We start from the raw sequence: 20,615 nt of genomic DNA, 5'->3' as shown, positions 1-20,615 counted from the left end.
CAGTATCTCATTACAAAGTGACAGAGAGCCGCCACGCCAGAGCGGCCAGAGTGACAAACAGCACCGGCACAGTCATGACAATGCCGGTCCGGAAGTAATATCCCCAAGTGATCGTCATATTTTTCCGGGCAAGCACATGCAGCCACAGCAGGGTTGCAAGACTGCCTATCGGGGTGATTTTCGGGCCTAAATCGCAGCCAATCACATTGGCATAAATCATTGCCTCTTTGACGACGCCAGTCGCCGCACTCCCGTCAATCGACAGCGCACCAATCAGCACCGTCGGCATATTGTTCATCACTGATGAGAGAAATGCCGTCAGGAAGCCGGTGCCGAACGTCGCTGCCCATAACCCCTTGTCTGCCAGCTGATTCAGCACACCAGACAGGTACTCCGTGAGCCCTGCATTGCGCAGGCCATAGACCACGAGGTACATGCCCAGCGAGAAAATAACGATCTGCCATGGCGCACCGCGCAGGACTTTCCCGGTGTTGATGGCATGGCCTCTTTTCGCCACCACAAACAGCACTGCTGCGCCAGCCGCCGCTATCGCACTGACCGGGATCCCCAGCGGCTCCAGAACAAAGAAACCGACAAGCAGCAATAACAGGACAATCCAGCCCGCCCTGAAGGTTGCCGGATCCTTGATCGCACTGGCTGGTTTCTTCAGCAGCGAAACGTCATACGTTGCCGGAATATCCCTGCGGAAGAAGAAATGCAGCATGGTCAGCGTGGCCGCAATCGCTGCCGCATCCACGGGGATCATAACGGAAGCATACTGCGTAAAGCCCAGACCGAAGAAGTCCGCCGAGACGATATTAACCAGGTTAGAAACAATGAGCGGCAGGCTGGCCGTATCTGCAATAAACCCTGCAGCCATGACAAAGGCCAGTGTCGTGCCCTGGCTGAACCCCAGTGCGAGCAGCATCGCAATCACAATCGGCGTCAGGATCAGCGCGGCGCCGTCATTGGCAAACAACGCAGCAACAGCGGCACCGAGCAAGACTATCCAGGTGAACAGCAGGCGGCCACGTCCGTTACCCCAGCGGGAGACGTGCAGTGCGGCCCATTCAAAGAAGCCGGACTCATCGAGCAGCAGGCTGATGATGATGACCGCAATAAATGCCGTTGTCGCGTTCCAGACGATATTCCAGACAACGGGAATATCAGCGACATGGATGACACCGGTTCCCAGCGCCAGCACTGCCCCGATACTCGCGCTCCAGCCAATACTCAGGCCTCTGGGTTGCCAGATCACCAGTACCAGCGTCAGTAAAAATATACTCCCTGCCAGAAGCATCTCAGACTCCATCATATATGATTATGTAAATATCTTCCTGCCTCAGCAGGAGGTGCAGGCTGATTTATCCAGCCATTCACGCACATCCTCCCGCATACACTGCCAGGACGTTGTGATTGTCTCAGCTGCCCACGCTGGTATGTGGGGTGACAGACGATAGTGGATCCATTTGCCTTCACGACGGTCAAGTACCAGCCCGGCCTCACGAAGGATAGCCATATGTCGCGAGATTTTTGGCTGTGATTCAGAGGTGGCCGCGCAGATATCGCAGACGCACAGTTCACCGGACTCCCGGAGAAGCATGACGATGGTGAGCCGTGTTTTATCCGACAGGATTTTGAAAAGCTGAACAGGTTGTAGCATTTGTCACTCCATTCCCTTTAGAATATACATATGGTAAATCATATGTATTAACTTTGAAATCATCTGGTCTGTCCGGAGGAGAAAAATGGAACAATTTCCTGCCCTGAACACCGAATGCTTTGATCAACACATCGCTGAACGTCTGCACCTGCAGGAGCCACCACGGATTCTGATTCTGTATGGCTCAGTAAGAGAGCGCTCCTACAGCCGTTTTGCCGCGGAAGAAGCTGGTCGCCTGCTGACGGCGATGGGCGCGGAGGTAAAACGCTTTAACCCCTCCGGTTTACCCCTGCCGGATGATGCGCCGGACATGCACCCTAAAGTCACCGAGCTGCGCGGTCTGGTCAGATGGTGTGACGGGATGGTGTGGAGTTCTCCGGAACGGCACGGGGCTATGAGCGCAGTTATGAAGGCGCAGATTGACTGGATACCCTTAAGTGAAGGCGCGGTTCGTCCTTCGCAGGGCAAAACACTTGCGGTAATGCAGGTCTGCGGTGGTTCCCAGTCCTTCAATGCAGTGAACCAGATGCGTATTCTGGGCCGCTGGATGCGGATGTTTACGATACCCAACCAGTCTTCCGTAGCCAGGGCATGGCAAGAGTTCGACGAAAACGGCCGAATGAAACCTTCGTCATGGTATGACCGCATCGTCGATGTAGCCGAGGAGCTGTTTAAAATCACACTGCTGCTTAAGGGACAAACCGGTTATCTTGCGGATCGTTACAGCGAGCGAAAAGAGAGCCATCAGGAGCTTTCATCCCGTGTCAATCAGGACAAAATATAACGTCTGTTCTTCGTGAATCCATACTGCATGAGCTTAACAACGTCCGCTATTGGCACTAAGCGGACAAGCTTAGTGAGCTGAAGATCTGATGTAAGCGAGATATAGTCATTCGCTCCCTGAGAATTACACTTTGAAGTGATTCAGGGCATGCGCTTACTGGTTACGAATATTGAGCGAGAATCACGTGATGATCGCCGCTTTTCTTTCGAGCCAGTAGGTGCTCTGATCCTATCCACATAATGTGTACGCGGCCCTAAGCGAGGTTCTGACTTTCAAACTGTTCCGGGCTGAGACTGATCTTACCTGCGAATATTGGACACGCGAGTAAGGGAGTAGACTCTTTGCCAGCATGCCGAAAATACCTCCTTTTTTATAGGAACTATTGTCCCTGAAAATCAACTATCGATCAGAACAGCGGAGAAAGCAGGCCGTAAATGTTTTCTCAGATATGAATTTCTTAGCTTTATTGGTACACCTATGAACAATAGTTTTATTCGAATTAAAAGTTATACCTGAGCACAGAATAACTGAGATGATATGAGCCAGTTTCCCTCCTCACTCTAACAATCATAATATGGATAGAGTTGAAGCAATTTTTTATTGATGGAACACTGTTACTGAAAATATTCCTGCAATATAAAATCTCGAAAAAATACTACCCCGCTCTCTGAAGAGCATATACCACAATTTATACTCCTATCAACACCTGATATTTTCAGCCTCTATTCCTGACAATCATGTAATTTCACCCATAAACAAATAAGTTTATTAATGATAAATAAAAACAGCACTTTTTGACAAATATTATATTCCTTATATAAAACATCAAATTAAATTAATTAAATAAAAAGAAAACGCTTGCGTATTTTTCATCATTAAAAAATAAATTTGATTTATATTTATTTGATAATATATATTCATTTCACCAAAACAATAAAGGAGAATAAAAATGAAAAAACACAATTACCCAACACTGACAAACTACCTTGCCAAAACCAAAAAGAATGCAGATCTCTATAGATTATATAACCCACAATTTTCTGTATTCGGAAAACCAGTAAGTGAAGAGCGGGATTTTTACTTTTGTTACTTTTCCAGGCATATGATTACTCAGAGAAATATCTTAACCCTCTTTTCTATTCATACCTTTCTCTCTTACAACGTAAGCAAGAAAGAGACAATTAAATCATTTGTACATTTTCTCAGAAACGCAAACAATGACACCTTCAACAATGCATTTCAGTTTCGCGGGTGCAATATCATTTATCAAAACAAGAAGAGAGAAGTTAAAGAGATCTCATGGTTTTCATTCTCACGGATCTATGACGATATCGTAAAAATCAAAGAGTATAGTGCTAACAATGAAATTTATAACAAATTCGCAGCCTAAAAAGGAGAGAAACATGACTAAACAAATGATAAACATATTAATCCAAAGTGAGACGAGAGAGGAAGTTATGAATTGCATAAATTCAGGAATAAATATTAATGCTGTTGATTATTGTGGTAGAAATGCCCTTTTCTATTGCGACCAATTAGACGCTGTCAAAGCAATGATTGAAGCAGGCATAGAACTAAACCACATAGACAGTTATGGTAATAATGCACTGTTTTGTAACACTAATCCAAACGTTCTGAAATTGTTAATCCATTCAGGCATTAATATTCAGCACAAGAATAATCAAGGCCAATCCTGCCTTCACCAGAAACGCTATAATATAAAATGTGCAGAAATTCTTATTAATGCAGGTGCTGATATCAACAGTATTGATATTGAAGGCCAGACTGTACTCTACAACCTCTATTCCATAGATGCTTTTGACTACTGGATAGAAAAAGGCTGTAATATTAATCACACTGATCATAATGGTAAATCAGTACTCGATTTGTCTGTGGACAATGGAAAGTGGCATTACAAATCAAACGTCAGTGCTCTTATCCGACATATAGAAAAAATCGATAGCACACCTGTTTTAATCAGACATATCACTTATGACTCTTTAGAGCTTATTAAATTCCTCAAACAAAATGGTATTAATTTCATGCTTGCAGAGCATTGTACAGTTGAATTATATGTTAAAGACATGAGATCAATCTTTAACGAAATAAAACAACATATCGAAATCAAGCACACACAGTTTTATAATTGTCGCAATGAGCATATTGGTATCTACACCGGCATAGAGAGAGTGAAATGGTTTATTCGAAATGGAATCCGAATGGACGACGATATACTCAGACAGCGTTCTGACTCCGATAAGATTTTTTCTTATATCGCAGGAAGAGAGAAAAAAGACCTGTTAAAAGAAATGAAGCCTGAGATCCCCCGTGCACCTGTGCGAAAAAGACTCTAAAAATCTGGAGTAAACAACCCTTTTCTTAGTCTGAAAGGTTTCATTTAATGACCACTAATCTGATATGTCCTCGTGGGTATACTATTTGTCAAATGGTATACCTTTTTTAATCCAAATAATTAAATTATTTACCCCGTAACATCTTGACTTATTCACTTCATCGGTTATCTGTAGTAATAAAGATGAAATAAAAGGATAACTATGAACAGTGACATGAGTAATGATGATGATATAACCAGAGTATCAAAACGCGGAAAATTCCATACTGACAACCTTCCTGAGAATGAAATACGACATCACTGCATCAGTGTCAGATTAAATGAAGAAGAGTTAATTATTCTCGACAGTAAAAGAGGTCAGTATAAAAAAGGAGAATGGCTCAGGATGGCTTCCCTGAATAAACTCCCGCCGGTTCTGCCAGAAATCAATCGTGAAGCATGGATTAAACTTGGCAGCCTTTCACAGGATTTAAACCACCTGCTGAATCATCTCGACAGCAAAAGCCCTGACAGCGAGCTGACCCGTACAGAACTCTTCGCCCTGCGCAGACAAATCAAAACTCTCAGGGATCACCTTATTCCTTCAACATTTCTGGAGCCAGGCCGATGAAAGGCATGCAGAAAATAAAAAGGGGTAAACAATTCACAGGTGTGGTTCTCTATAGCCTGAAGTCAGGTTCTCACCACAAAATTACGCCTTATGTTATCGGTGGCAATATGACGGGCAGCACTGCTGCTGAGCTTATCAGTGAATTTGAAGGCACCCGACTGCTGCGTCCCGATGTCGCCAAACCTGTCTGGCATAATTCGCTTCGTCTGCCAAAGGGAGAAACACTGTCAGTCAGACAATGGGCGGCATTCGCTGACGATTATATGACCCGCATGGGATTCACTGAAACCCATCTTCGCTGCTATATCATGCACGATGATTCTGACGGGCAGCATATCCATATAATAGCTAACAGAATTAACATGGTCGGTGGGAAATTATACCTTGGTAAAAATGAAAACCTCATCAGTACCCGGATTATCAGCGAGCTGGAGAGAGTACACGGTCTCACCGAAACTACGGGTGTAACCGGTAGTCGCCGTCAGGATAAAAGGAAGCCCTCCCGCAACGAACTGATGATGGCTGAACGAACTGCGGCTCCCTGCCCTAAGTCACAGTTGCAGGCCCTTATCGACAATGCATTAACCCACCGCCCCGATTTACTAACATTTGTCCGCTTACTGGAACAGGAAGGCGTGAGCTGCAAACCCAATATCGCCACAACGGGTAAAATGAATGGATTTTCATTTCAGTACCAGGGCATCGCCTTTAAAGCCTCTCAATTGGGTAAAAAATATGGCTGGTCTTCCCTGCAAGCACTGGTTGATTTTACGCCGGAACATCTGACTTTACTGAAAGAAGCACGGAAGCCAACAGAACCCACAACTGCGTCGGTGCCGGTGCCAGTGCCAGTGCCAGTGCCAGTGCCAGTGCCAGTGCCATCATGCGAGTCTGAAGAACAGGTTGCAAACCGGGAAACGATTCTGGAGAAAATCCATCAGCTTGAAGAAAAAATTAGTCTGGAAAGACAACAGGAGACAGTGGGCCTCATCCAGCTCAGGAGCAAACTGCACAATACAGCTCGTAAGATACCCCGCCAGCGTCGTCTGTATTCGTGGCTTATATTGCTCGGCCATCTTGTTGTGCTTCTCAGACGCAGAGGAATGTCACTGCTGCATGCCACTGCCCATCCTTTTCGCAGGATTCTTCATTTGCAACTGTTGACACCTGTTCCTGTGACAGCATCTCATTCTCCTCAGGAACAATCAGTTAGCAATAACCAGCTTCTCACACCATAAAGTTTGCTAGTCCATAACCCAATGATAGTCAATAAATTATTGATCGTTTTTATAGATCGATAATTTGCATATGATAGCTACCACCTATCACACAACAATCATCGATCGGTACAAGCAATTTTACTAAAGCGATTCTTTCATCGAAAATGCTCAAAAAGACATCAGCTTAAATCAACTCCGGGAGTCGCAATGAGTAACCATACCGTGCAGTGCCCCTTTTGTTTTAAAGAAAGTCCTCACGGTGTAAAAATTTGCACCGTGTGCCATGCAAAAGTGGTTTACGGTGAATGCCCTGTCACTGTAGCCATTCTGTTCGGGATCGCTGTGATGCTCCTGGCTTACTTCGCAGGCTCATGGACTGAAAATTTTATCGTCTCTGTCATCGTTTTTTTTGGCAGTATATTTATTCTTAAGTACCAGCTTAAAAAAGTTTATGCAGACAGAATTCTGTTTATTCAACGAGATTGATTTAACGCTTTATAAAACAATAAAATGAGGGAGTTTATGCACAGATTCATTGCTACAGCATTTTTTATTTCTGCTTTCTTTATTTCTGGTTGTTCTAACTCAGGAAACCAGATTCTTAAAAATGAAACATCACAAAGTCTGCAATCAAAAATCATTAAAAACAAAACGACGAAATCTGAAATTACTGCCCGCTTAGGTGAACCGAACACCCGAACTACCCTGGACAGTGGTAATGAAGAATGGACTTATTCAATGGATAACAATCAGTTTGATGCCACCACATTCATTCCCGTTGTTGGGCTGTTGACAGGAGGCTCACAGACGCAAGCCAAAACGCTGGAAATAGAATTTAAAGGAGAAACGGTCAGCAAGTGGTCGTTCTCTGAAAATAAAAGCAGAATGAATACGGGTCTGATTCAATAACTCACCTTACAGCCAGGGATCTATTTATGAAAATCTATGCCGTTATCACACTTGTTGCCGCTGCATTGTTGCTGAGTGGCTGTAACAGCGAACCCTCCGAACAGGATATTTACACGGCCATGAATAAGGTCGTGGAACAGACGAATGCTTTCGTGAAATCTATAGCAGGCAAAGATGTCCCAAAAGACGCACTGCGCGAATTAAAATCAGTCAAAAAGCATGACTGCGTAGAAGTATCTGATAAAAGCTATAAATGCAATGTGACAGCTATTGTCGATAACGAAAAGCGTACTGCTGCTGTAACCCTTGTCAAAACGGATGATGGCTGGCAGATCGTTGATAAGTAAACCCACCGTAAAACCATCACGACAGGCGGGACACCGAATGGATGGCCCTGCCTTTTTTATTGCATCTGGTGTCCTGCCGGATACGCCTGCTCCATTTATCTCCAGTATCCCATGTCTATCCACGCCGCTGTCGCTGTCAAAGTCTTTTCCTGATCACTGAGCCAGGAGGAGTATAAGCCAGAGAGCCTGTAATGCGTTTCTTTTCATACTGTGCCAGCAAATCAGCATAAATATGCTCTGCTTCATCCAGATTGCCTGAAATATAATTCACGAGTGAATTCAGGCAATGCAGCAACGTGTCGCTATTTGCAAGCTTCCTGAGCTGAGTTGTGTTCAGGGTTGAAACGACTCCTGTAAACATCTGCATAATATTATCAACGTGATAACATGAATTGCGGTACTGCGCCCGTGAATAAAAATACTTCAGATGATACCCTGCGAAGAGAACATAAAGTTTTTTATAAAAGACATTGTTATTAACGCTGTTGTGATTATGGGTTATAAACTTATCAACAATATGTATAAATTTTTCCTCCTGAGATAAAACATTAATAGCACTCATAATTCCCTCCATACTTTTGTTTTTATAATTAAGTAATATCATCTTAAAAATTAAAATCAATAGTAAAATGAAAATATTTTATTATTGATATATATTTTATTCTCCCATAAATAAAAATAGCTTTTACTGTGCTAATGTTGTGTCTTCCCGACTGTATTACTATTTCATATTTCAATTATCTGAGTTATTTCCCTATTGCAGATAAGAAACCCACAGGAATATTTTTTGAGAGCTTGCTACGCACTGGCTTACGCCCCGACTACCGATAAATCTTAATTATTTTTACCAAACAGTTGAAAAACCGTAATTTTATCTCCCTGGCAGCGCCGCTGAGTGCACGCAGCACTCACTCGCTGAAGCAGAAAGGGTTTTTCCGAAGGGTCCCGGCGTGAGCCGTAGTCAGCAAACGGGCAAATCATGTATCTGTGTTCGCTTTCCCGATCAACTCAGCCTCCTGATTTTTTTGCGCGAAGCGTATTTGTGCTGACAGCTAACCCCATTCGTCTGAACTTCTGCGCGAAGCGTATTTGTAATGACAGTTAACCTCAGTACTGTGAACTCGTGCGCGAAGCGTATTTATACTAACAGAAAACACTATAGCAATGTTCTGAAGCCCAATGGCACAACACACAGTTGCGCAGGCTTCACTTAAGAAATGATATTATTTAAGAAAAGCAATAATAAAAGTGTTTTCATCAGGTACACCAAGGCCTTGAGTATCGATCTAATGCAAAACTGTGGTTTCTTATTTCTTTATCACTCTTTTATCTTGCAGATCAAAATCGAAAATTACCAAATAAAATCATATAATTACACAAAATCTGCCGTTATTAATTTCAGCACCAAAAATTATCAATCACATAACAGGTGATGGTTAAATTTAGCACCCCTTTTTTTAAATTTTACAACCTATTACCACCACCAAATAACGGATAAAAAATTCAAATAAAATATAATTAAAATAATACTACCAAAGCCGTTGACAAATAAATTAAATATGCCATATCTGTAATCATAACAATAAAAAAGGAGCCATTATGTCAATCACAAGTGTTGTATTAACTAAAGAACAAAAATCCATTATTGCAGAAGCATTAGAGGTTATGCCCGAAGATCTGGAAGAAATAAAAATTAAAGCAACCAGCTATAAAAAGACGTCCTTCAGGGACGATTTCTCAATGATCTTTAAAGGTAATATGGCGACACTCGCCAGAATGGATTTGACGCCCACAGCATTTAGAATTGTTCTTTATCTCTTCTCAGCCATTGATTATGGCAATATTATTCCTGATTTTTCACAGTCTCGTACAGCCAGAGAGCTTGGACTTAATAAATCTAATGTTTCACGTGCATTTAAAGAATTATTTGGGAGGAAAATACTTATTCGTGACACCATAGATAATGAGGTATACCTGAATTCAAATTTATGCGTTAAGGGAATCCCTCGTCGTTTCAATGAAGATCTGATGGATAAATTCAGGAAGTCCAGACTGGAGACAGAAGACTTTTCCAATTCGTTTAACTTTTATCGTGCAGGAAGTAAAACAAAGCCGGTTAAAAACTCCAGAAGAAAATATCCTGCAGACGGAATTCCATTTTAAAAACATTACAGCATGGTAACTTTTTTCTCCACACGAGTAATAAATTTAACCAAAAAAAGGATATCTTTATGAAACAAAAACGCTCCACTTTTCTTCAAAAGAATAAATCTTCTGTTGAAAGACTGAATATGAATAATACTATTTACAATGTATTCTGGTTGCTTACATTAACCGCTTCGCATACGCCAGACAGAGCATTTTTTTCCCTATTTTTTATCGTATTACGTATATTGCACAGCAAGAATGGATACATATCACACCCGGCTGCTTTTATCAGACCATCGATGAACTGATTGATATGAATATTATTAAACCTACTAAATTTAAATATCATCACCGTTTAAACCCTATATTTTTCAGTTTTCCAAAATAAAACAAAGAGCAGGAGATAACAGTCCAGAACATTATTATCCCTGTAATGTTTTTTATAGCAAAACCTGATGACCACTACCAAAAGAACATTATTTTTATATATTATTACCAGTTGAATTAAAATAGAGGGCACAGACATGCGCTGTCTGTACCCATGATATTTTACTACAGACCTTACATCTTTTTATCTGCGTTACTATTTCTGACACTATTTTTTTCATTGACAATGTGCTCAATACACTTTCGTAACTCATCATTAATGGTAACATCTGTCCCACCCTCGACCAGTATAGAACACAACACATAAAGAAGGACGTGCTCAAAAGCTATCTCTTCGACCGGATCTACATAATCACAATAGGCCTCAATAGCCTCATATAAGCTATTCGGTGAAGTTACAAATGCACATACAAAATCTTTATCTTCTGGCACTCTGATTGAATTATTCATTTTAAACCTCCTGTACTTATTAATATATAGTGCCACGGTAAACTGTCATAATAACATTCACCAATGACTTTTTTATTACTTCTTAACACTCAAGTCTGACCTAATACTACTTATGATGTATCAGGCGGCCCTCTGCTCATTGCTGAATAGCGCCATTTGTTTTCACATGCTGGAATTAATATATTCATCATTAACCCCGTAATCAGGCTGCATTATTACGTGAGCGCTCAATTGCAGATGCGATCCATTCATCAACTTCACTTTCAACAAATGCAATTGCACGCGAACCAATTTTTATTGGTTGTGGAAATAAACCTTCGTTGATTAGACGATAAATCCAGGCTTTACCATAACCGGTTTTATTCATAACTTCAGGAAGTCTGAGCAGGCGTATATTTTTATTGTTCATTTTGTTTTCCCTTTGTCGTTGTAATGGGGTCACTATACGAACAGTTGGGAAAAGAAAGGAGCGAGCTTCCTAACTGCAGGGTCATGGTCTGCCCTGCAGTAGTAGACTTCGGGAATTTGGGATCAGTTAGAATCAGAGAGTTTCATCACATCTGAAACTCTCATGTTTTTCAGGTGGGGATTTCGGTTCATGAAAAAATTGAACTGCCTAATGAAGTCTATCGTTGCAGCTTTCATCGCAAGTGGACGATCTGAGTCTTTAATGTGATACCCTAAACGGATGGTTGTTTCTTCATCTTCATCAGTATAAAGAAGCCGGGAGAGGCGATCATCTGAGATTCTTAGTCCTTTCCTTTTTGCCCAAAGTAAGATGTCCAGCATCGCAACCAACCTGTAATTTATGATTTTTTTAATGGTTCCATAGCCGAAACGAACGATACCAGTTTCATTAACTTCCACTTCTTTTACCGTTCTCCATTGTGGCAGAGCCGCTTTTATCGATTCGGCTATTTCATCGTCAGTACCACTACCAAGATCGATTTCAAGCAACACCGTTTTCTCGCATAAGGGGGACAAGAGTTGTGACACATAAGCTTCGTGATGAGGCGCATTAACACAATATTCATCGTTTCCTTCCTCCCAGGTGAAAAGATTGACACTAAGGGCCATTACACTAAGTTCAGCAAGTCTGGTGATATCGGTGATAAAAATGTGTGGAGGACTGTAGAGGGTATCGTTAACGGTTGGATAATCGAGTTGCTTCCCTTTGAATAGATGGGGGTTACCACTGAAAATTTCAGTCATGTACACCCACAGCCCTTTCTTTTCTTCTTCAGTAGGCCATGGCTTGTACAGAAGTGCTCTTGCCCAAAGTTCGTGATACAAGGCATTTAAACTGATGTCTTCGAGCTTGCGATAGTTATCTATGTCAAGCCAAGCTTTGATTTCTTTAGTATGCTCTGGTGACCAGTTTTTCAAAATTCAAATCTCCTGCCTTCTTAAAGATTTAAGTCATGCGAATAGAGTTCAGTTAGTTTGAAAAAACTACCGTATTCACTTATCGATGAAAAGCAGTTCCTGCTTGCGAGTTAACCTAGACAGAAGGAAGTTGAACTGAGAAATTTGTTATCTTTTGATGCATCTTGCCAAGTTCTACGTCCTAGCAGGGAAATGGCCCGACTACACCCTGCCTCTTACTTTACTCTGGGCGTATCTTGTCGTTGTTCTCGACCTGTTCGCCAGAAAACCCAGAGGGGTGGGCAATGAAATTCGATTCTCACCTGCGAGCAAACTTGCCATCAGAGCACTGGAAATGGCGTGGGAGCGCCATGGGTTAACAACGGGTAAAAAGTGATCCACATACCGCACCACCGACAGTCTATTGTTGATCCACCTTGTTTACTCAGTATTAGCTTCAGCGATAACCCCGGCTTTCCGTTTTTGCTTCAGTCGATAGCCTTCTCCTTTTATTTGCACGACGTGTGTGATGTAAAATCCAGTTCAACATTGCCGATGTAATGGTAGCATCTCCCGCGAAGGTTTGGTCCTATAGTCCGGACGGCAGGTTACAGACGTAAATTTACAGCAGGTGTTTCTGATGTTTCCATGGGTGGTTTGTTAAAATTTTACTTCCTTACATCAGAAACGCCTGTCCTCTCTGTTGCATTTCTCAGAATTTCTGATATCTAATGAATTTAAACATTTTTTTATGGGGGTGTTTATGGACTTAGTTACGTCATTATTACAAAGGGGATTATTAGAAAGGGCATTAGACCTTGCCATTTCTGAATCATTCTTCAATTCAAGATCACCTGATGATATAAAGCATGCTTTAAAAGCTGGGTATGATATTAATGCTGTTAACAGTAACGGCAACAATGCCATTTTTGGCTGTAGAACCCTTGAAGCACTGGATTTTCTGCTCAGCCATGAAATTAATGCACACCATATTAACGAGCAGGGACAAAATGCTCTCTTCCATCAAAAAAATCCCGAAATACTAAAGAAGCTGATTGAACTAGGTTTAGACACTTCGCATACAGATGCTAAAGGCTATACCTGTATTTTTGAGCATTACAGGGATGCTGAAGGACTACAAGTATTACTTAATGCAGGTTGTGATATAAATCATGTCGATAACAGAGGAAGAAATATTCTCTTCCTTCCCCTCTCCCCTGATGTTTTATCCATAGCAATAGATGCCGGATGCAATGTCAACCATATTAATCATGCAGGAAAAGGGTTCATCGAAGAAGAATATGATGATGAACTACACAAGATCATTCTCCGCCATATTGATAAATTCGAAAGAAGAACGTTGCATGTCGATTTTTGCAATACCAACTCAGTATTATTTTTATATGAACTCTCTGAATATGGATTCAAAATAGAGCTCAATAAAGACCGTTCCGTAATTAACAGTTACATTAGCGATTACAAAGATATTTTAAGCACTCTTGATTGTATTAGTGACATTCAAGATGTTAATTTCTATAATTATGGCGGTGATCCTCTTTACAAAGATATCGATGAGCGAATTGTAAAGTGGATGATAAGAAATAATTTTCTCATTGATCTTACAAAAATTTCTGATGATAAAAATCATGATCATATATTAAAATACAAAATCAGTTACGAGCAAAATGAATTATCCAGAAATTTAAAACATGCTAAAAATAAAATTGCAAAAGTCAAAAACGGTGGAAGGCTGTGATATTTATTCGCAGAGTGTTGTCTGAACCACCGAATTGAAGGCGTTGAGGGTATCCAGATCCGTTGTTAAGTCTTTATACATGTGGCCATACCTTTACCATTGATGGTGAAATATACAATTACCCTCTGAACATAAAGGGATGGACATCATGACAAAACCCGGTGAAACAGATGATGATCTACTCACTCCAGACGAGGTATGCGGGCTCCTACGGATAACCCAAAAGACAATTTGTGAACGGAGCAATATGCACCGGTAACGCCAATTGCTCGCACCGTTCCGGTTTTCTGCGAAGGGGATGCGCTATGAACGGCGCAATCTGAAAGCGTTTAACGATAAATACCGCCATAAGTATTAAATTTATTCTGGGGATGGGATTTTCCATCCCATAACTTCGAGTTCTCTACTAATGAATTGGTATGCAGGTAGTATCTCTTCCAGATTCGCATGTTTTTGTACGAAGATTGAAAAAGCCAGAACCGCACTCATTTTTTCTTTATAGAAAAAGTATTGTCTTAGTGGATGTTTATCTTCGCCATATACTGGAAATTCGATCCCAGTATACTTATCCCCCATATTTTTATAGAATTGGTCCAAGGTAAGATCATAGATCTTTGAATCAACCTCTACCCAAAAATGATGATATAGCCTATTACGAGTAGAGCCATGTACTACTTTTATGATATCGCGGGTAAAAAAGTGGCTAAGAAGCATCCCTAGAAATACAGATGCACCTTGGCAACAATTCTCAGGAAACATGCCGAAGAATGGCACACCCGACTCATCAAAATAATCGAAATTTTCTTCAAAGACATTCCGCAGGTCTTTGGCAAGCTTTGTAACTAACCCGTCCATGATTGTTTCTACTATAAAGAAGCCATGCATTTAACATGCATGGCTACGTGAAACTTAAGAATTAGAGCGCTTAGGTGGTCTCGTAAATTGTACCAAAGCTCCTTTATGCTCGTTAGCCTGCTCTTCACGCCGCTCGGCCAGCATAGATTTTAATTTTGCCAGATGCACAACAGCAGCTTTCTTGCCGGTCAGATAGCCCTCTGGTAAACCAACCATCATTTCGACATCGATAGCAGACAATCCCGCAAAGGCAGCAAGCCGTTCAACTGAAATAATTCCAGAAGACGCCAACAATTCAATAGTACGTTTCAACAAACGTGGTTTTTCAGGCTCACGATAATCATCTCCCGGCTCTGATTTCACTCCCCAACGTGCTGAACGGCGTTTATAAAGATTTTGTTTCTCTTCTTCAGTAATAATATTCAGCACATGCAAACGCATGATGCTTGCCGCGACAGAAATACCGTAGCGTTGTTTAATTAAAAGCAAGCTATCTAATGTGACCGGGGTTCTAATTTCTTCGGCAAACGTCTCGGCAGGAAGCAGCAGCGCCCCCGCAAATTTATGAGCCTGGCTTTCCTTCAGCTTATAACGTTCAGCTTCGAGCTCGTTACCAACGTAGCGGTGAAGGATTAGATGCCCAATTTCGTGAGCAAGGTCAAATCTGCTGCGAAAAGCATTACCTTTATCCGAAGAGAGGAGAACAAAAGGAACACTTAGAGTCTCACTCCAAGCGGAAAGCCCTTCAATCTGCGCGACACCTGTTTCCTCTCTGACAACGATAATACCGTTACTCTCTGCGGCTAAAGTAAGGTCCGATATTTCCTTTGTACCAAGATTCCAAAGGGCACGGCACTCACTAGCGGCATCTTCGATATCTGCATCACTAATTTCATCGATGTTTGTAAAACTACGGTGCGGTAATTTTAGCTCCGGCAGATCTACAAACTCAGTCAGCTTAGTAACCAACTCATTAGCCCAATGGATTCGAGTTTCTAACATTGCTCGTGCTGCTACATGAGCTGATGCATTACTTCTGAACAGGGGCTTTGACATACCCGGCAACAGAGGGCGCGTAAACCATTCAGGAGTAACATTTACGACTGTAGCCAAGCGTTCTAAGGCCTCGGATTCTGGAGCCTGCTGGCCAGAACGCCATTTACTGATGGTAGCTGGCGATACGCCAACCATCGTAGCTAATTGAGTTTGGGATAGCCGCCGGGCGGCTAGTACTTGCACTAACCTATCCGGTTGAAATTCAGCGATGCCTCGGCTCATACATCATCTTCCTCGGTTCCATCTTTTTTGATAATGCCCTTTTTGAGTGCAGAGAATGCATTATCTTCTTGGAATGGAACTACATCATATCGGGTTAAAAAAAGTTCAAGTGGCTCATGGAAAACCCAGCTCTTCCCGTCAGAACTTGGAACGACAAGCTCTATAGACATCGGGGCTTCGGGTTGATTCTGCAATGAACCGGAAAAACGGCATACTACGAACAGTGTAGCTTTCGGTACATCAGAACCATCGGAGAATAAATCCGGTTGCACCACTTTTTCCACAGAAACGTTTTCGGCAATGAGCTCTTGCTTACGTTTGCTGCGAAATAGTCTCTTCCACTGGTTATCATTGTAGCTTTCACGAACAATCGTGAAAATACCGCTATGGCCTTCTACAATACGGTTACCACGCAGCTTGCCGGGATTACAACAGTTGGCCTCAAACACCTCATAAATAGTTTCATTCAGGTTTAAATGACGATCATAACCAAGCGCGGTCGCTCTGTGGTCTAGCTTCTTCTTTTGCGCATAATCGTAAGAACGCTTTGATGCCGCGTAAATCGCGTCAGAAAGGGCCATGAAGAGTTGTTTTTGAACATGCTGAACAATGAGATCTGCCACTTTTGATTTTTTCACGACCATTTCCTATCACTGTCACTGATAGGCGTGATTTTACACCCATATTTTTTCGTGTGTCCACAAAAAAACATCAAAAAATTTCCTTTACGCGGAAAATGACATTGATGATGGTATTTATTTTATCGACCCGATAGTACCGAAGTTGTACTTTTGCTCTGAAATAAAGCGGTATAATAAGAGAATTGAGTCTATCCCGACGGGGAGAAAAGTGCTCACGCCTTGCAGCTTGCCTCACCTATTTTCTCAAGGCGGTGACGTGTAAGGCGAACATGCATGAGTGCTCTAGAAAACCTGTTGGAATACTATCCTCTGTCTCTTGCGGCTCAACTGCTCAACTGTAATGAGTTGCTTTTCTTCCTCAGTTTGTCGATCCCGCCCCGGATCCTGTCTGGCTGCAATTTCTTGTCTTGAGCAGTATCCAGAAGCTGGCTGGAATTGTTTCCCTGAGGTCAGTCGTGAAGGCATCAGGAACATTTGAAAACTGGCTAGGTAAAAACCCAGGCGTTGTCATGATAAGCCTCGGTATCCGCATGTTGTTTAGCGGGTCTGGTGTCGTATCGATATCTGCCAGTTAAGTTTTGCCGAAACGGTAAACCCAGTGTCCGCACCTAGCTCATAGCAGACATGATTACACTGGCATGTTATTTTGAATTCACTTGGCGTACTGGAACCATTCAACGTGCTATGGTTATATTTTAAGGTTCCTTTTTGGAACCCTCCACGAAATAAATTTAAATTAAAATATTAAATATCAACAAGATAAAATTCAAAGCACAGAGACGCCAGCCCACCAAAATTCTTTGTTAACGGTCACCAGAGCCTGATACGAAGTCCTGAAAGCCCGCACGGCGCAAGCCTGCGGGCTTTTTTGTACCCTTAACTCATCCAGCCAAATTCATTACCACCTGTCAAAACCCTTCCAGCACAATCTTCCCGACCGCACGCCCTGTTTCCAGTTGAGCGTGGGCTTTCTGCACATTCTCTGCCGTGATCGTCCCGTAATGCTCGCCCAGCGTGGTAGTAATCACCTGGTCGTCAATCAGCCCTGCCACGCGGGTCAGAAGCTGATGCTGGGCGATCATATCCCGGGTTTCAAACATTGAGCGGGTGAACATAAACTCCCAGTGCAGGGAGATGCTCTTTGCCTTCAGCGGGCGGGCATCCAGCGTCTCGGGATCGTCAATCAGCGCCAGTTTGCCCTGCGGCGCCAGAGCCTTAATGATTTCAGCGTAATGCGCCTCGGTATGGTTCAGGCTGGCGACGTGGGTCACCTCGTTGATGCCCTGTGCGGCCAGCACTTCCGACAGCGGCTTGCTGTGGTCGATAACATAATGCGCCCCCGCCTCCTGCACCCACTGCTGGCTTTCCGGGCGCGAGGCCGTGCCGATAACGGTCATTTTCGTCAGCTTGCGCGCCAGCTGCACCAGGATTGACCCCACCCCGCCCGCGGCACCGACGATCAGCAGCGTATCGCCTTCGTTACCCTGCTCCTGAACGCCCAGCCGATCGAACAGCATTTCCCACGCGGTGATGGCCGTTAACGGCATCGCGGCGGCGGCGGCGTTATCCAGGGATTTTGGCTTCAGGGCCGCAATGCGCTCATCCACCAGCTGATACTCGCTGTTGCTGCCTGGCCGGCCCAGGGCTCCGGCATACCAGACTTCATCCCCCGGCGCGAAAAGGGTCACCGCCTCGCCCACTGCGGTAACAACGCCCACGGCATCCCAGCCGAGGACCCGCGGCGTATCTCCGCTAAACCCGGCGCGTACCTTGGTGTCCACCGGGTTGACGGAGATGGCTTTCACTTCAATCAGCAGATCGTGCCCTGTCGCCGTTGGCTTCGGCAGCTCAATCTCGTGCAGGGCGTCGATGTTGTGTGGTGCAGAACGGGTAATAGCAATGGCTTTCATAATCTCTCCGGCGTTTTATTAGCGGTGTCGCGATAATTTGATGGTAAAGCGAAGCTGTGACGGGAAAAATAGCCTCGCGGAGACAAGACTTACACTCGGGAGATGAAAATGGTGCGGCTTGAGGATCTGGTACTGTTCGTTCGCGTCGCTGCCCTCAGCAGCTTCAGCGATGCGGCACGAGAGGCGGGCGTCCAGCCAGCGCAGGTCAGCGCCGCCATCAAACGGCTGGAGTCGTCGCTGGCCATCCGGCTGTTTGCACGTTCCACCCGCAGCCTGCGCTTAACGCCGGAAGGCGAAGCCTGGCTCCCCTACGCGCGCCAGATGCTGGATGCGATGTATGCCGGAATGCAAAAAATCCAGACCCCGGAAGAGGAGATCTCCGGCACCCTGCAGATTGCCGTCCCGTCGGATTTAGGCCGCAATTTGCTCCTGCCGGTGTTTCAGGCCTTCGATGAGCGCTACCCGGCATTGCGGCTGCGCATCTTTTTCTCCGACCAGGTAGCCGATGTCTTTAAGGATCCGGTGGATATCGCCTTTCGCTACGGCATGCCGGAAGATGCGTCCTATATCTCTCTCCCCGTCGCCCCCGACAACCGCCGCGTGCTGGTGGCTTCCCCCGAGTGGGTCGCCCGCCACGGTGACCTGAACCATCCCGATGAATTAAGCCAGGTCAACGCCCTGACCTTTGTTCTGCGCGGGCGTCTTCACGATCGCTGGACCTTCTTCCGCGACGGCGAGATGCACAGCGTGAACGTCAGCGGCTCCATGATGAGTGATGATGCCGAGGTGATCCGCCGTCTGGCGGTCTCCGGAGCGGGCGTGGCCTACAAATCCTGGCTCGACGTGGCGGAAGATGTCCGCGCCGGTCGGCTCCAGGTGTTAATGAAAGACTACGAGGGCGAGAGCGTACCGCTGAACATGATCTGCCCCCACCGCAAGCAGCTCTCCGCGGGTGTCAGGTTACTGTTTGAGGCGGTCAAAGCCTGTTGTGAAGGCCAGGCAACACGTTAATCCTCTGGAAGACGATATTTGCCTGCTTTTTTGGTACGAAAAGCGGCAAAAATGCGCTATAAAAGCCGCATGAAAATCCCAAACAGACTCCAGCCCCTGGTCGATGACGGCCTGATAGATAACGTGCTTCAACGCCTGAAAAGCGGCAAAGAGGCAGACGTTTACACCGTGCTATGCGGGGACCAGATTCAGTGTGCCAAAGTGTACAAGGAAGCGTCACAGCGCAGCTTTAAGCAGGCCGTGCAGTATCAGGAAGGCCGCAAGGTGCGCAACTCGCGTGACGCCCGCGCCATGCAGAAAGGCTCTAAATTTGGCCGTAAGCAACAGGAAGAGGTCTGGCACACGGCAGAGGTCGATGCGTTATTCCGCCTGGCCAACGCCGGTGTACGCGTGCCTCAGCCCTATATGTGTCTGGACGGCGTGCTGCTGATGGAACTGGTCACCGACGGTGATGGTGCCGTTGCGCCACGCCTGAGCGATGTCTCTTTAACGGAAGAAGAGGCTGTAAAAGACTTCGACACCATGATCCGCAATATCGTGCGCATGCTGTGTGCCGGTATTGTTCACGGCGACCTGTCAGAGTTTAACGTGCTGCTTGATGACAAGGGCCCGGTGATCATCGATCTGCCGCAGGCGGTGGATGCCGCCGCGAACAACCATGCGCAGTCCATGTTTGAGCGCGATGTGAATAACATCACCGAGTATTATGGTCAGTTCGCCCCGCAGCTGCTGAAAACGCGCTATGCGAAAGAGATCTGGATGCTCTATGAAGACGGAAAACTGACCCCGGAATCGCCGCTCACCGGGCTGTTCGTCGAAGAGGTCCATGATGTGGATATGGATTCCCTGCTGGATGAGATCATTTCGGCAGAGGATGAGTATTACGAACGTCAGCGTGCCGTTAAAGAACGCGAAGACGACTAACGCC

At 44.4% G+C, this 20,615-nt stretch carries 22 protein-coding genes and 3 pseudogenes; 14 read left to right on the top strand and 11 right to left on the bottom strand.

Annotation, left to right across the window (positions count from 1 at the left end; all coding sequences use genetic code 11):
- Positions 1-10: 10 nt before the first annotated feature.
- Together LG383_RS02330 and LG383_RS02325 are read right to left on the bottom strand one after the other, a co-directional pair.
- On the bottom strand, positions 11-1,300 hold the full coding sequence (locus tag LG383_RS02330; protein ID WP_023479682.1) for an arsenic transporter: 1,290 nt from the start codon (positions 1,298-1,300) through the stop codon (positions 11-13).
- A gap of 42 nt (positions 1,301-1,342) precedes the next feature.
- On the bottom strand, positions 1,343-1,663 hold the full coding sequence (locus LG383_RS02325) for a transcriptional regulator (protein WP_023479906.1): 321 nt from the start codon (positions 1,661-1,663) through the stop codon (positions 1,343-1,345).
- Positions 1,664-1,748: 85 nt separating this feature from the next.
- On the opposite strand from LG383_RS02325, the gene arsH reads away from it, so the two are divergent.
- From arsH to LG383_RS02285, 8 genes are all read left to right on the top strand, one after another.
- Positions 1,749-2,447 (top strand): arsenical resistance protein ArsH, encoded by a 699-nt coding sequence (gene arsH, locus LG383_RS02320; protein WP_023479795.1) that lies wholly within the window; start codon positions 1,749-1,751, stop codon positions 2,445-2,447.
- Positions 2,448-3,396: 949 nt separating this feature from the next.
- Positions 3,397-3,837, top strand: coding sequence for a hypothetical protein (locus LG383_RS02315; RefSeq protein ID WP_159514726.1), 441 nt, complete (start codon positions 3,397-3,399; stop codon positions 3,835-3,837).
- Between the two features lie 13 nt (positions 3,838-3,850).
- Complete coding sequence (locus LG383_RS02310; protein WP_159514727.1) at positions 3,851-4,801, top strand: ankyrin repeat domain-containing protein; 951 nt, start codon at positions 3,851-3,853, stop codon at positions 4,799-4,801.
- Between the two features lie 201 nt (positions 4,802-5,002).
- On the top strand, positions 5,003-5,410 hold the full coding sequence (locus tag LG383_RS02305; protein WP_159514728.1) for an ATP-binding protein: 408 nt from the start codon (positions 5,003-5,005) through the stop codon (positions 5,408-5,410).
- A complete protein-coding gene (locus LG383_RS02300; RefSeq protein WP_180260637.1) occupies positions 5,407-6,648 on the top strand; it encodes a relaxase/mobilization nuclease domain-containing protein in 1,242 nt (413 codons plus the stop codon). The genes LG383_RS02305 and LG383_RS02300 overlap by 4 nt, the downstream gene beginning before the upstream one ends.
- A gap of 189 nt (positions 6,649-6,837) precedes the next feature.
- Positions 6,838-7,116: a hypothetical protein gene (locus tag LG383_RS02295; protein ID WP_159514730.1), complete on the top strand. Its 279-nt coding sequence runs from the start codon at positions 6,838-6,840 to the stop codon at positions 7,114-7,116.
- 36 nt (positions 7,117-7,152) lie between these two features.
- The gene (locus tag LG383_RS02290) at positions 7,153-7,539 is read left to right on the top strand and encodes a hypothetical protein (RefSeq protein ID WP_159514731.1); all 387 of its coding nucleotides are present in this window, start codon (positions 7,153-7,155) and stop codon (positions 7,537-7,539) included.
- A 26-nt stretch (positions 7,540-7,565) separates the two neighbouring features.
- Positions 7,566-7,886, top strand: a complete 321-nt coding sequence (locus tag LG383_RS02285) for a cell wall-binding protein (RefSeq protein WP_159514732.1) — start codon at positions 7,566-7,568, stop codon at positions 7,884-7,886.
- Positions 7,887-8,022: 136 nt separating this feature from the next.
- On the opposite strand, the gene LG383_RS02280 is transcribed toward LG383_RS02285, so the two are convergent.
- The gene (locus LG383_RS02280) at positions 8,023-8,448 is read right to left on the bottom strand and encodes a hypothetical protein (protein ID WP_225758256.1); all 426 of its coding nucleotides are present in this window, start codon (positions 8,446-8,448) and stop codon (positions 8,023-8,025) included.
- Between the two features lie 1,037 nt (positions 8,449-9,485).
- Between LG383_RS02280 and LG383_RS02275 the strand changes: the two genes are divergently transcribed.
- Positions 9,486-10,049, top strand: coding sequence for a LysR family transcriptional regulator (locus LG383_RS02275; protein WP_180260636.1), 564 nt, complete (start codon positions 9,486-9,488; stop codon positions 10,047-10,049).
- 546 nt (positions 10,050-10,595) lie between these two features.
- On the opposite strand, the gene LG383_RS02270 is transcribed toward LG383_RS02275, so the two are convergent.
- From LG383_RS02270 to LG383_RS02260, 3 genes are all read right to left on the bottom strand, one after another.
- A complete protein-coding gene (locus LG383_RS02270) occupies positions 10,596-10,871 on the bottom strand; it encodes a hypothetical protein (protein WP_159514736.1) in 276 nt (91 codons plus the stop codon).
- Between the two features lie 202 nt (positions 10,872-11,073).
- Positions 11,074-11,280: an AlpA family transcriptional regulator gene (locus LG383_RS02265; protein ID WP_159514737.1), complete on the bottom strand. Its 207-nt coding sequence runs from the start codon at positions 11,278-11,280 to the stop codon at positions 11,074-11,076.
- Between the two features lie 122 nt (positions 11,281-11,402).
- Positions 11,403-12,257, bottom strand: a complete 855-nt coding sequence (locus tag LG383_RS02260) for a DUF6387 family protein (RefSeq protein ID WP_159514738.1) — start codon at positions 12,255-12,257, stop codon at positions 11,403-11,405.
- A 226-nt stretch (positions 12,258-12,483) separates the two neighbouring features.
- Here LG383_RS02260 and LG383_RS22975 point away from each other — a divergent pair.
- Positions 12,484-12,612 (top strand): annotated as a pseudogene (locus LG383_RS22975) (IS3 family transposase); the annotation flags it as partial.
- Positions 12,613-12,677: 65 nt separating this feature from the next.
- Here LG383_RS22975 and LG383_RS02255 read toward each other — a convergent pair.
- Positions 12,678-12,825, bottom strand: a pseudogene (locus tag LG383_RS02255) (ATP-binding protein); the annotation flags it as partial.
- Between the two features lie 174 nt (positions 12,826-12,999).
- Here LG383_RS02255 and LG383_RS02250 point away from each other — a divergent pair.
- Positions 13,000-13,992 carry an ankyrin repeat domain-containing protein gene (locus LG383_RS02250; RefSeq protein ID WP_159514740.1) on the top strand — a complete coding sequence of 331 codons (993 nt, stop codon included), beginning with the start codon at positions 13,000-13,002 and terminating at the stop codon, positions 13,990-13,992.
- Positions 13,993-14,352: 360 nt separating this feature from the next.
- On the opposite strand, the gene LG383_RS02245 is transcribed toward LG383_RS02250, so the two are convergent.
- Genes LG383_RS02245 through LG383_RS02235 form a run of 3 tightly spaced genes read right to left on the bottom strand, consistent with a single transcriptional unit; the run spans position 14,353 to position 16,769 of the window.
- On the bottom strand, positions 14,353-14,847 hold the full coding sequence (locus LG383_RS02245) for a hypothetical protein (protein WP_159514741.1): 495 nt from the start codon (positions 14,845-14,847) through the stop codon (positions 14,353-14,355).
- Between the two features lie 54 nt (positions 14,848-14,901).
- Positions 14,902-16,125, bottom strand: coding sequence for an ImmA/IrrE family metallo-endopeptidase (locus tag LG383_RS02240; protein WP_225758255.1), 1,224 nt, complete (start codon positions 16,123-16,125; stop codon positions 14,902-14,904).
- Positions 16,122-16,769: a hypothetical protein gene (locus tag LG383_RS02235; RefSeq protein WP_159514743.1), complete on the bottom strand. Its 648-nt coding sequence runs from the start codon at positions 16,767-16,769 to the stop codon at positions 16,122-16,124. Before LG383_RS02235 ends, LG383_RS02240 begins: the two co-directional genes overlap by 4 nt.
- 344 nt (positions 16,770-17,113) lie before the next feature.
- Between LG383_RS02235 and LG383_RS02230 the strand changes: the two are divergent.
- Positions 17,114-17,341: pseudogene (locus LG383_RS02230) on the top strand (LysE family translocator); the annotation flags it as partial.
- Positions 17,342-17,674: 333 nt separating this feature from the next.
- Here the strand turns inward: LG383_RS02230 and LG383_RS02225 are convergent.
- Complete coding sequence (locus LG383_RS02225) at positions 17,675-18,676, bottom strand: zinc-binding alcohol dehydrogenase family protein (RefSeq protein WP_225758254.1); 1,002 nt, start codon at positions 18,674-18,676, stop codon at positions 17,675-17,677.
- Between the two features lie 108 nt (positions 18,677-18,784).
- Here LG383_RS02225 and LG383_RS02220 point away from each other — a divergent pair, with 108 nt between their 5' ends.
- The gene (locus tag LG383_RS02220) at positions 18,785-19,687 is read left to right on the top strand and encodes a LysR family transcriptional regulator (protein ID WP_225758253.1); all 903 of its coding nucleotides are present in this window, start codon (positions 18,785-18,787) and stop codon (positions 19,685-19,687) included.
- Between the two features lie 69 nt (positions 19,688-19,756).
- Complete coding sequence (locus LG383_RS02215; protein ID WP_166183460.1) at positions 19,757-20,611, top strand: PA4780 family RIO1-like protein kinase; 855 nt, start codon at positions 19,757-19,759, stop codon at positions 20,609-20,611.
- Positions 20,612-20,615 lie beyond the last annotated feature (4 nt).

Origin of the sequence: Leclercia sp. Marseille-Q4284, from assembly GCF_916618945.1 — a bacterium.
GTDB classification, from domain to species: Bacteria; Pseudomonadota; Gammaproteobacteria; order Enterobacterales; family Enterobacteriaceae; genus Enterobacter; species Enterobacter tamurae.
Note: the sequence above shows the minus strand (reverse complement) of the source record. Positions and strands in the feature narration are given on the sequence as shown.

Excerpts from the sequence above, each read along its gene's own strand:
- LG383_RS02330 (WP_023479682.1), bottom strand. The coding sequence starts at position 1,300 with ATGCTTCTGGCAGGGAGTATATTTTTACTGACGCTGGTACTGGTGATC.
- LG383_RS02325 (WP_023479906.1), bottom strand. The coding sequence starts at position 1,663 with ATGCTACAACCTGTTCAGCTTTTCAAAATCCTGTCGGATAAAACACGG.
- arsH (WP_023479795.1), top strand. The coding sequence starts at position 1,749 with ATGGAACAATTTCCTGCCCTGAACACCGAATGCTTTGATCAACACATC.
- LG383_RS02315 (WP_159514726.1), top strand. The coding sequence starts at position 3,397 with ATGAAAAAACACAATTACCCAACACTGACAAACTACCTTGCCAAAACC.
- LG383_RS02310 (WP_159514727.1), top strand. The coding sequence starts at position 3,851 with ATGACTAAACAAATGATAAACATATTAATCCAAAGTGAGACGAGAGAG.
- LG383_RS02305 (WP_159514728.1), top strand. The coding sequence starts at position 5,003 with ATGAACAGTGACATGAGTAATGATGATGATATAACCAGAGTATCAAAA.
- LG383_RS02300 (WP_180260637.1), top strand. The coding sequence starts at position 5,407 with ATGAAAGGCATGCAGAAAATAAAAAGGGGTAAACAATTCACAGGTGTG.
- LG383_RS02295 (WP_159514730.1), top strand. The coding sequence starts at position 6,838 with ATGAGTAACCATACCGTGCAGTGCCCCTTTTGTTTTAAAGAAAGTCCT.
- LG383_RS02290 (WP_159514731.1), top strand. The coding sequence starts at position 7,153 with ATGCACAGATTCATTGCTACAGCATTTTTTATTTCTGCTTTCTTTATT.
- LG383_RS02285 (WP_159514732.1), top strand. The coding sequence starts at position 7,566 with ATGAAAATCTATGCCGTTATCACACTTGTTGCCGCTGCATTGTTGCTG.
- LG383_RS02280 (WP_225758256.1), bottom strand. The coding sequence starts at position 8,448 with ATGAGTGCTATTAATGTTTTATCTCAGGAGGAAAAATTTATACATATT.
- LG383_RS02275 (WP_180260636.1), top strand. The coding sequence starts at position 9,486 with ATGTCAATCACAAGTGTTGTATTAACTAAAGAACAAAAATCCATTATT.
- LG383_RS02270 (WP_159514736.1), bottom strand. The coding sequence starts at position 10,871 with ATGAATAATTCAATCAGAGTGCCAGAAGATAAAGATTTTGTATGTGCA.
- LG383_RS02265 (WP_159514737.1), bottom strand. The coding sequence starts at position 11,280 with ATGAACAATAAAAATATACGCCTGCTCAGACTTCCTGAAGTTATGAAT.
- LG383_RS02250 (WP_159514740.1), top strand. The coding sequence starts at position 13,000 with ATGGACTTAGTTACGTCATTATTACAAAGGGGATTATTAGAAAGGGCA.
- LG383_RS02245 (WP_159514741.1), bottom strand. The coding sequence starts at position 14,847 with ATGGACGGGTTAGTTACAAAGCTTGCCAAAGACCTGCGGAATGTCTTT.
- LG383_RS02240 (WP_225758255.1), bottom strand. The coding sequence starts at position 16,125 with ATGAGCCGAGGCATCGCTGAATTTCAACCGGATAGGTTAGTGCAAGTA.
- LG383_RS02235 (WP_159514743.1), bottom strand. The coding sequence starts at position 16,769 with ATGGTCGTGAAAAAATCAAAAGTGGCAGATCTCATTGTTCAGCATGTT.
- LG383_RS02225 (WP_225758254.1), bottom strand. The coding sequence starts at position 18,676 with ATGAAAGCCATTGCTATTACCCGTTCTGCACCACACAACATCGACGCC.
- LG383_RS02220 (WP_225758253.1), top strand. The coding sequence starts at position 18,785 with ATGGTGCGGCTTGAGGATCTGGTACTGTTCGTTCGCGTCGCTGCCCTC.
- LG383_RS02215 (WP_166183460.1), top strand. The coding sequence starts at position 19,757 with ATGAAAATCCCAAACAGACTCCAGCCCCTGGTCGATGACGGCCTGATA.